General features: G+C 62.8%; 7 protein-coding genes. 2 read left to right on the top strand and 5 right to left on the bottom strand.

Annotation, left to right across the window (positions count from 1 at the left end):
* Window positions 1-280 precede the first annotated feature (280 nt).
* Together xseA and R3217_02595 are read left to right on the top strand one after the other, a co-directional pair.
* Window positions 281-1,666: an exodeoxyribonuclease VII large subunit gene (xseA, locus tag R3217_02600; GenBank protein MDX1454323.1), complete on the top strand. Its 1,386-nt coding sequence runs from the start codon at window positions 281-283 to the stop codon at window positions 1,664-1,666.
* Window positions 1,666-2,568, top strand: a complete 903-nt coding sequence (locus R3217_02595; protein MDX1454322.1) for a peptidoglycan DD-metalloendopeptidase family protein — start codon at window positions 1,666-1,668, stop codon at window positions 2,566-2,568. The genes xseA and R3217_02595 overlap by 1 nt, the downstream gene beginning before the upstream one ends.
* A 21-nt stretch (window positions 2,569-2,589) precedes the next feature.
* Here R3217_02595 and R3217_02590 read toward each other — a convergent pair whose 3' ends face one another.
* The 5 genes from R3217_02590 to der all read right to left on the bottom strand — a co-directional run bounded on the left by R3217_02590 (window position 2,590) and on the right by der (window position 9,222).
* Window positions 2,590-3,168 carry a cysteine dioxygenase family protein gene (locus tag R3217_02590; GenBank protein ID MDX1454321.1) on the bottom strand — a complete coding sequence of 193 codons (579 nt, stop codon included), beginning with the start codon at window positions 3,166-3,168 and terminating at the stop codon, window positions 2,590-2,592.
* Between the two features lie 68 nt (window positions 3,169-3,236).
* Window positions 3,237-4,346 carry a homoserine O-acetyltransferase gene (locus R3217_02585; GenBank protein MDX1454320.1) on the bottom strand — a complete coding sequence of 370 codons (1,110 nt, stop codon included), beginning with the start codon at window positions 4,344-4,346 and terminating at the stop codon, window positions 3,237-3,239.
* A gap of 84 nt (window positions 4,347-4,430) precedes the next feature.
* The gene (locus tag R3217_02580; GenBank protein MDX1454319.1) at window positions 4,431-5,060 is read right to left on the bottom strand and encodes a DUF924 family protein; all 630 of its coding nucleotides are present in this window, start codon (window positions 5,058-5,060) and stop codon (window positions 4,431-4,433) included.
* On the bottom strand, window positions 5,047-7,791 hold the full coding sequence (locus R3217_02575) for a pitrilysin family protein (GenBank protein ID MDX1454318.1): 2,745 nt from the start codon (window positions 7,789-7,791) through the stop codon (window positions 5,047-5,049). Before R3217_02575 ends, R3217_02580 begins: the two co-directional genes overlap by 14 nt.
* Window positions 7,792-7,824: 33 nt before the next feature.
* Window positions 7,825-9,222 carry a ribosome biogenesis GTPase Der gene (gene der / locus R3217_02570; protein ID MDX1454317.1) on the bottom strand — a complete coding sequence of 466 codons (1,398 nt, stop codon included), beginning with the start codon at window positions 9,220-9,222 and terminating at the stop codon, window positions 7,825-7,827.
* Window position 9,223 lies beyond the last annotated feature (1 nt).

The following is a 9,223-nucleotide window of genomic DNA, read 5'->3' as shown; positions in this document are numbered from 1 at the left end:
GGCAGCACGTCCGAGTAGGCGGGCTGCAGGAGGACGTCGTCGAAGGTCAAGGCTTCCTGGACAATTCGCATTGGCAGCGGCTCCTGCTGTTTCGGCTGGTAAATCGCACAATTATATCGGGATTCAGATTCCGCGTAAATCGGCTATCTCTCCGGAAAATACCATTCGTCACCACGGAAATGGACAGAAGTCGGGCAATATTTCACCAAACTCCGTCAAACAGGGCTGAATGTCTTCCAGGGGACTGACGCCCGCCCGACAGGGCGCTAGACTGGCCCGCATGAGCATCGCCCGCAGTGATTCCGCCGATCGCCTGGTCCTGACGCCCTCGCAGCTGAACAGCGAGGTCCGGCAGGTGCTGGAGCAGGGTTTCCCGGTGCTGTGGGTGGAAGGCGAGATCTCCAACCTGGCCGAACCGCGCTCCGGCCACCTCTACTTTTCCCTCAAGGACGCCAGCGCCCAGGTGCGCTGCGCCATGTTTCGCAATCGCAAGCAATTGCTGCGCTTCCAGCCTGCCAATGGCCAGCAGGTGCTGCTGCGGGCGCGAATCTCGGTCTACGAACCGCGCGGCGAATACCAGCTGATCGTGGACTCGATGGAAGAGGCGGGCCACGGCGCCCTGCAACGGGCCTTCGAGGAGCTCAAGGCCAGGCTGTCAGCCGAGGGCCTGTTCGCCGCGGAACGCAAGCAGCCGTTGCCGGCCTTCCCGCGGCGCATCGGCATAGTCACCTCACCCAGCGGCGCGGCCATTCGCGACATGCTGGCCACATTCCGGCGTCGATTTGCCGGCCTCGAAATCGTGGTCTATCCCAGCCAGGTGCAGGGTGCGACAGCGCCCCAGCAGCTGGTGCGTGCCATCGAGGCTGCGGGCGAGCGACAGGAAGTGGACCTGCTGATCGTGTCGCGAGGTGGCGGTTCGCTGGAAGACCTGATGGCGTTCAATGATGAGGCCGTGGCTCGCGCCATTGCAGCCTGTCCGCTGCCAACAGTGTCCGGCGTCGGCCACGAGGTCGACGTGACCATTGCCGATTTCGTCGCTGATGTCCGAGCCGCAACCCCGACCGCTGCCGCCGAACTGGTCAGTCCGGATGGCACCGCACTGGCGCGCCGCCTGCAGGCAGCCGCCAGCTCCCTGGCCTCCTCCGTCAGCGGCCGCCTGGCAGCAAGCCAGCAGCAATTTGGCTGGCTGCAAGGACGGCTGGCGCGCGTTCATCCGGGCCAGCAGCTCGAACAACGCATGCAACGCCTGGACGAGCTCGACAATCGCTTGCGCCGCGGTCTCCAGGAAAGCGTCCAGAGTCGGCGCGCCCGGCTGGCCACCCTCGCAGCCGAACTTGGCAGCCAGAATCCCTCGAACAGGATCCAGCTGGCCAGCGAGCGACTCGCCACGCTCCGCTATCGCCTGCAACGGCAAGGCCGGGACCTGCTGGCAGACCGTCGCCAGCGACTTGGCGCGGCCAGCCGCGCCCTGCAGACCGTCAGCCCCCTGGCCACGCTGGATCGCGGTTATGCCATCGCCCGGACAGGCGAGCAGCGCCTGGTTCGCAGCATTGCTGCCGTGGAGGCCGGTGACAGCCTGCTCGTTCGTGTGCAGGATGGCGAGATTCGCAGCACCGTCGTAGAGACCGAACCCACTCCCGGGAATCCCGGCAAGGAGCCGACCTGATGATTGCCACGTCCAGAACCTGCCTGTTGTCCCTGCTGGCCTGCCTTGCAGCCCTGGCCAGCGTCGCCAGCCATGCAGCCGAGGTCGGCGAACTGCCGGAGCCGCTGGCCGTGCCAGGCGGCGTAGCCGTTGTAACGCTTGACGGGATCGCCGCTGACGCCCAGCCGGAAGCCCTGTACTACGGTCGCCCGGCCATGGTGGTCCGGCATGCCGGGGCATGGCATGCGGTGGTCGGCATTCCATTGAGCGCCAAACCCGGCACGCAGGAAGTTCGCGTGACATCGGCGGGTGGCGAGCAGGTCTTCGGTTTCGAGGTGAATACACGTGAGTACGAGAGCCAGTACATCACCCTGAAGAACGACCGCATGGTGAATCCCTACAAGAACGACCTGGAACGCATTGGTCGCGAGCGCAAGGAAATCAACGCGGCACTGGAACAGTTCACCTGGGCCGAAACGCCGCAGATGCGCTTCATCCTGCCCATCGAGGGTCCGCAGTCCAGTGCCTATGGGCTGCGACGCTATTTCAACGAGCAACCACGCGCACCGCACTCGGGTATCGACCTGGTCGCGCCGGCAGGCACGCCGATCAAGGCGCCAGCCCGCGGCATCGTGCTGGAGACCGGCGAGTACTTTTTCAATGGCAACACCGTGTTTCTCGACCATGGCCAGGGCCTGGTCACGATGTACTGCCACATGAGCGAAATCGATGTGTCTCCGGGCGACGTGGTCGAGCAAGGCAAGGTCATCGGCAAGGTCGGCGCCACCGGGCGGGTGACCGCGCCGCACCTGCACTGGGGCGTGTCATTGAACGATGTGCGGGTCAATCCCTGGTTGTTCCTGCCGGAGCCGGCAGAACAGGTGGTCTTTGGTGACGGCGAGCGAAATACCGGAACCGACTAGTCCCGGCTGGCGACGCCAGGCTCAGGCGGCGTCGTAGCCCAGGTCCTTGCGTTCCCGCTCGTACCAGCCCGGCTTGTCGGTCGGCGTGAATGTGCAGCAGCAATCCAGCTCGTCGGCATAGATGTGCAGGGTCACCGCCGTGTCCGTGCCACAGGCATTGTGAATGGTGTGGTATTCGTGCGGCGGAATCAGGCAACCCGCGGTGCCGACCTCGGCCAGCTGCTCGCCCTGGTTTTCGAAATAGCACAGCGAGCCCTCTTCCTTCTCCAGCTCGTACTGCACGACCTTGATGCGGCCGCAGCACACGGCTTCCACGCACCACAGGCCACCGTGATCGTGAATGGGCGTGCCCTGCTCCGGACCCCAGGTCATCGCGACCACCGAATAGCCGTGCTCTTCGCTCCGGTACAGCAGGCGACGCGCGTAATGGCCATCGACCGGTGCCAGGCAGCACTCCGGCAGCTTGACTTCGCGCTTGCCGACGAGCTCGCACAGACCCTGCTTGATGGCAGCGGTAATGGCTTCGCTGGAATCCTTGGTGACAGCCTGATCGATCATCTTGATCAGTGCTTCGTCGCCCTTGAATGGCATGGTCTGCATGGCTTCGCCCCGTGATTCTGTCTGGTCGCCTCTGGCAGCGACGTGAATGTCCCGATTATACCGCTGGCTCAGTCGTCTCGCAGGTCCGCTGGCCGCAAGTACTCGGCGATGACCGGCTGGAAACGTTCCATGTCGGTCAGGAAGGCGTCATGGCCCTGCAAGGAAGCCATCTGCGTGTATTCGACCGGGATGCCGGCAGCATCGATGGCGCGGGCAAGCTCGCGCTGCTGGTGCGGCGGAAACAGGATGTCCGTCTCGACACCGATGACATGGGCCGACTCCAGCTGCAACTTGTCCATCGCCGCATCAATGTCGCCACCCGCATGGGCTGCAGCATCGAACAGGTCCATGGCCCGCGACAGGTACTGGTAGCAATTGGCATCGAAGCCACCGACAAACTTTTCTGCAGCGGCTTCGAGGTAGCCCTCGACTTCGAATTCCAGCGGAAACGCAGGATGGCCGGGCTTCTCGCCCGCGATGCGATCGCGAGCAAAGCGCTGTCGCCATTCCGTGGCGGAGCGATACGTGGTCATGCCAAGTTTCCGCGCCAGGCGCATGCCGGCAATCGGCTGCTGGTCCGGCGCATAGCGCCCGTCCTGCCAGGCCGCGTCCGAGCGAATCAGTTCGCGTTGCAGCGAGCGCACGGCAATCGCATATGGATCGGCCGCCATGGCCGAGGAAATACTGAGAAAACGCCGTGTCTTGCCGGGGTGCAGCAGCAGGTACGCAAGGCCGATCATGCCCCCCATGGAAGGACCGACGATCGTGTCGAGCTCGTCCAGGCCCAGCTGCTCGAGCGCCATGCCGATGCTGCGCGCGATGTCCTCGATATGCAGCTCGGGAAAGTCGATAGCCCAGGGCTTGCCGCTAGCCGGGTTGATCGAGGCCGGCCCGGTGCTGCCAAAACAGCTGCCCAGCGAATTGAAACAGATGACATGGTAGTGGTCGGTATCGAGCGGCTTGCCCGGACCGATGATGTCTTCCCACCAGCCCGGCGAATCGTCCTCCGGCGAGGAAGCGGCATGGGCACTCGGTGACAGGCCAGTAAAGATCAGCACGCGGTTGTCGCCCCGATCCTTGCCCCAGGTCTCGTAAGCCAGCGTGACGTCTTCCAGCTCGCCGCCTTGCCACATGGGCAATGCACGTTCGAGTGTGATTGTTTTGCCAGCCCCGCTCATTGCTGCCCCTGCTTCTTCGATATGCGTGTTTTCCGACCCCGGATTGTCGCCATTTAGGGGGGCCGATGCCAGCCTCGCGGCCGCTTACTGGCCGAAAGTCGGTGCGCCGTCAGCCAGCCATTCGGCTTCTTCCGGCGTATCCCGTCTGTCCAATATGCGATTTCTGTGCGGAAAACGGCCAAAACGTCGAACAATGTCCCGGTGCAGCTCCGCATACTCGCGAACACCCTTCGCGAATGCCTGCTGCCCCTCGGGCGCGCTGTGCTCCAGCGCCGAGTAATGTTTCACGCCCTCTTCCTGCAGCTCGATATCTTCGACATGCTGGTACGGCATCAACAGGAACACGGCCTGTGGTACGGACAGGCGCAGCCTGGCATCACTGCCCGCAAAACGCCGCGCCAGTCGCAGCGCCCGATCGTCCCCCGAGAATGCCGCTGGCTGGCCGCGATGGATGTTGCGCGGAAACTGGTCCAGCAGCAGCACGAGCGCCAATGATGTCTCGACATCCTGCTCCCACTCTTCCAGTCCGCCAGCCAGCGCGGTTTTCACCAGCTCGCCAAACTTTTCGGCAATCTGGCGATCCAGTTCTTCGCCACCGGAGAACCAGAATTTCATCTTCTCCTGCAGCTGCTCTCCAACGAGAACGGGGTCGCCATCGCTGGCGACCCCGAACCAGAAATCAAGAACAGCCTGGCTGTCCTTATTCAACGACATTGCCGTCGGCATCGAGAATGACAATCTCGCCGAAGCCCAGCTTGCGAATGCCGGCTTCGATCTGCTCGAGATCACCCACGACGACCCAGACCATCCGGTCCGGATGGAGGAAGTCCTGCGCCGCGCTGTTGACCTGCTGCAGGTTCAGGGAACGAACCTCGTCGGCATAGCCATCCCAGTGATCCAGCGGCAGGTCGAAACGGACCAGCTCGATGGTGTCACGCAGGAGGTCGGAGGTGGTTTCCCAGCGTCCCGGCAAGGTCTTGGTGGATTCGTCCTTGGCACGCGTCAGTTCTGCCGGCGTGGCCGGCTTCTTGCCGTCGATGCCACGGAATTCCTTCATCAGCTCGACCATCGACTCGCTGGTCTTGTCCGATTGCACCGGCGCGTACAGGAACATCGGTCGCTGGCCGCGGGCATCGGGCAGCACGGCGTAAGCACCGTAGGCCCAGCTCTTGTCCTCGCGCAGGTTCATGTTCACGCGGGCCGAGAAGCTGCCACCCAGCACTTCGTTGGCAGCTTCGAAGGCAAGGTTGCGCTCGTTGCCATTCGAAGGCACGAGGTGACCGCCGATGATCATGCTCTGCACGGAATCCGGACGATCGATCAGGTAGACCTTGCTCTTTTCCGGCAGGGCAACGTCAGCCAGCGTCTTGCCGGGAACCTCGGCGGCTTCCCAGTCACCGAACAGGTCTTCCAGCTGGCGCTTCAGCGCGTCCATGCTGATGTCGCCCGCCACGACCATGGTGGCGTTGTTCGGACGGAACCAGGTCGAGTGCCAGGCGCGCATGTCGGCACGCGTCAGCGTGGACACCGTGCCTTCGAAGCCCGAACCCGTGTAGGGAATCGCATAAGGATGGTCGTCGGAGTACAGCAGCACCGGGAAGACACGCAGGGCCATGTTGACCGGCGAATTCTTCTCGCGCTGGATGCCGACCACCTGCTGCTGCTTGACGCGCTCGAAGTCCTTCGCCGGGAAGGCCGGGTTCAACGCGACATCGGCAAACAGTTCGAGTGAATCATCCAGCTTGCCACGCAGGGCCGACATGTTCAGGTAGGACATGTCGAGGTTGGAGCCGGCCGACAGCTGGGCACCCAGCAAGGCAAGGGCTTCGCTGATTTCCAGCGCATCCATGTCAGCGGTACCTTCATCAAGCATCGACATGGCGAGCTTGGCGTTGCCGGCCTTGTCCTTGCTGTCCGAGGAATAACCCGCATTTACCTGCAACGACATTTCGACCACCGGCGCACCTTCACGGCGCGTCAGCAGGACCGTCAGGCCATTGTCCAGCACGGCCTTTTCGACCGTCGGGAAGGAGACTTCCGGATCGGGCCCGGTTGCCGGAATGCCCTTGCTGCGATCCACCGTCGACGGCGTGGTCGAGTATTTCGGGTACGGGCGGTATTCCAGCGTCAGGTCGCCACTCGACAGCCAGCGACGGGCCGCGTTGCGGACCATGTCGTCCGTGGCGCGTTCGAAGCGACGATACTTCTCGAGGTAGGCATCCGGCGCACCGAGATAGACCTCGGCAGCAGCCAGGATGTTCGACTTGCCACCGAAGCCATCGATGTTCTCGAGGCGACGCAGGTAAGCGGCACGCTGCTCGGCGATGACGCGCTCCAGTTCCTCGTCGGTGGGACCTTCGCGCAGGAATTTCGCGAGCTCGGCCTCGACGATCTTCTCGACCTTGGCCATGTCGACCCCTGGGTTCAGGGTCACGTCGACGTAGAACAGGCCCGCGATCTCGAATTCGGACATGCTGACCGAGGCGCTGCTGGCCAGCGGCTCGTCGATGACCAGGCGCTTGTAGAGGCGCGAATTCTTGCCACCGCCCAGCACGAAGGCCGCGAGGTCGAGCAGGTCGGTATCCATCGCACCCATTTCCGGTGCGTTCCAGGAACGGAAGAAACGGGCCTGGGGCACGCGATCCTCGACCACCACGCGGCGGCTGTCGTCGCGCTTGGCAATCCATGCCTGCGGGCGAACCACCGGCGGTCCGGCCTGGATGTCACCAAAATATTTCTGGACCTTGGCCAGTGCTTCCTCGGTATCCACATCGCCCACCACGGCAATCGTCGCATTGGCAGCACCGTAGTAATCGCGGAACCACTGCTTGACGTCTTCCAGTGATGCGGCGTCCAGGTCCTCCATCGAACCTATCACCGACCAGGAATACGGGTGGCCCTTGGGGAAAGAATTCTCCAGCAGGATGGTGAACAGGCGACCATAGGGCTGGTTCTCGCCCTGGCGCTTTTCGTTCTGCACGACGCCGCGCTGCTCGTCCAGCTTGTCCTGGGTCACCGCGCCCAGCAGGTGCCCCATGCGATCGGATTCCATCCACAACGCCATGTCGAGCGCGTTCTTGGGCACATTCTGGAAATAGTTGGTGCGGTCGAAATTGGTCGTGCCGTTCTGCGAAGTCACACCAACGGCATCAAAGGGCCCGAAAAATTCACCTGGCGCATTCTCCGAGCCATTGAACATCAGGTGCTCGAACAGGTGCGCGAAGCCGGTACGGCCAAGCTTCTCGTTCTTGGAACCGACGTGGTACCAGACATTGACGGCCACGATCGGCGCCTTCTTGTCTTCGCTGATGATCACGGTCAGGCCGTTGTCCAGCGTGAACTTCTGGTATTCGATTTCCGGCAGGCTGTCAGCAGCCATGGCCGGTGAAGACGCCAGTGCGGCGAGTGCCATGACGGCAAGGTAACGACGAAGTCGTGACAACATTTCAAGTCCCCTCTGCTTGATGCGAATGTCTAACTATTTCTTGCGACTTTTGAAGTGCTTCAGCATGCGATCTTTCTTGCGCTGCTGACGCGGTGTAAGAGTGTTTCGACGCCCGGAATACGGATTGGTTCCCGTCTTGAACTCGATTTTCACGGGCGTGCCGTAGAGCTGGAAGGTGTCGCGAAAGCGATTTTCCAGGTAACGGCGATAGGCCTCGGGCACGCGCTCTGTCTGGTTGCCGTGGATCACGATGATCGGCGGACGACGACCGCCCTGGTGGGCGAATCGGAGCTTGATGCGGCGACCGCGGATCAGCGGTGGCTGGTGCTGCTGCACCGCCTGTTCCAGCACGCGCGTCAGCTCAGGCGTGGCCAGTTCCTTCATGGCGGCATCGTGGGCCTCGTTGATGGATCCCATCAGGTCGCCCACGCCGGTTCCATGGAGTGCGGAAATGTAATGCAGGCGCGCAAACGTCAGGAATGGCAGCTTGATGTCGACTTCCGCCTTGACACGATCGCGCTTGGACGGGTCCAGTCCATCCCACTTGTTCACCGCCAGCACGATGGCGCGGCCACGATCCACGGCAAGACCGGCCAGCGAAGCATCCTGCTCGGTAATGCCCTCGCGGGCATCTAGCACGATGATCACGGCATGCGCCTGGTCGATCGCCTGCAGTGTCTTGACGATGCTGAATTTCTCGATGGTCTCGGAGACACGCGATTTGCGGCGCACGCCTGCGGTATCGACCAGGGTGTACTTGTGACCGTCGCGTTCGAAAGGCACCGCCACCGCATCGCGCGTGGTCCCGGGCTGGTCGAAAGCAACGAGTCGTTCCTCGCCAATCAGGCGGTTGATCAAGGTGGATTTGCCGACATTGGGACGACCGAGCACGGCGACCCGCACGCCCTCTTCCTCGGGCAGCAGGTCCTCGTCATCGGTTTCGGGAAAATCGGCAAGCGCAGCCGTCATCAGCGCTTCGACACCACGGCCGTTGGCCGCGGCGATCGCCTTCGGCTCGCCAAGACCGAGGGCATGGAATTCCGCCGTGACCATCTCGGCTTGCAGGCCTTCGCTCTTGTTGACGGCCAGCAGGACCGTCTTGCCGGCCCGGCGCAGTTCTCCGGCAATGCGTTCATCGCCTGACGCGAGCCCGTTCCTGCCGTCGACGACGAAAATAGCCACATCGGCTTCTTCGAGCGCGAGCATGCTCTGCTTCATCATCAGGGCATCGATGCCCTGGTCTTCGCCCGACAGGCCGCCAGTATCGATCACGATGTAACCGCGCGGCCCGACCTTGCCGAAACCGTACTGTCGGTCACGCGTCAGCCCCGGGGCATCGGCCACCAGGGCGTCACGCGAACGCGTCAGGAAATTGAACAGCGTCGATTTGCCGACATTGGGTCGACCCAGGAGTGCAACAACCGGCAGCATC

Source organism: Gammaproteobacteria bacterium (genome assembly GCA_033720895.1).
In the GTDB taxonomy this organism is placed as follows: Bacteria; Pseudomonadota; Gammaproteobacteria; order Natronospirales; family JAJUFS01; genus JAWWBS01.
The sequence above is the reverse complement of the archived record's forward strand: the minus strand, read 5'-3'. Positions and strand labels throughout refer to the sequence as shown.

Bases quoted from the DNA above. Each gene is read 5' to 3' on its own strand.
- xseA (MDX1454323.1), top strand. From the start codon at position 281: ATGAGCATCGCCCGCAGTGATTCCGCCGATCGCCTGGTCCTGACGCCC.
- R3217_02595 (MDX1454322.1), top strand. From the start codon at position 1,666: ATGATTGCCACGTCCAGAACCTGCCTGTTGTCCCTGCTGGCCTGCCTT.
- R3217_02580 (MDX1454319.1), bottom strand. From the start codon at position 5,060: ATGTCGTTGAATAAGGACAGCCAGGCTGTTCTTGATTTCTGGTTCGGG.
- R3217_02585 (MDX1454320.1), bottom strand. From the start codon at position 4,346: ATGAGCGGGGCTGGCAAAACAATCACACTCGAACGTGCATTGCCCATG.
- der (MDX1454317.1), bottom strand. From the start codon at position 9,222: ATGCTGCCGGTTGTTGCACTCCTGGGTCGACCCAATGTCGGCAAATCG.
- R3217_02575 (MDX1454318.1), bottom strand. From the start codon at position 7,791: ATGTTGTCACGACTTCGTCGTTACCTTGCCGTCATGGCACTCGCCGCA.
- R3217_02590 (MDX1454321.1), bottom strand. From the start codon at position 3,168: ATGCAGACCATGCCATTCAAGGGCGACGAAGCACTGATCAAGATGATC.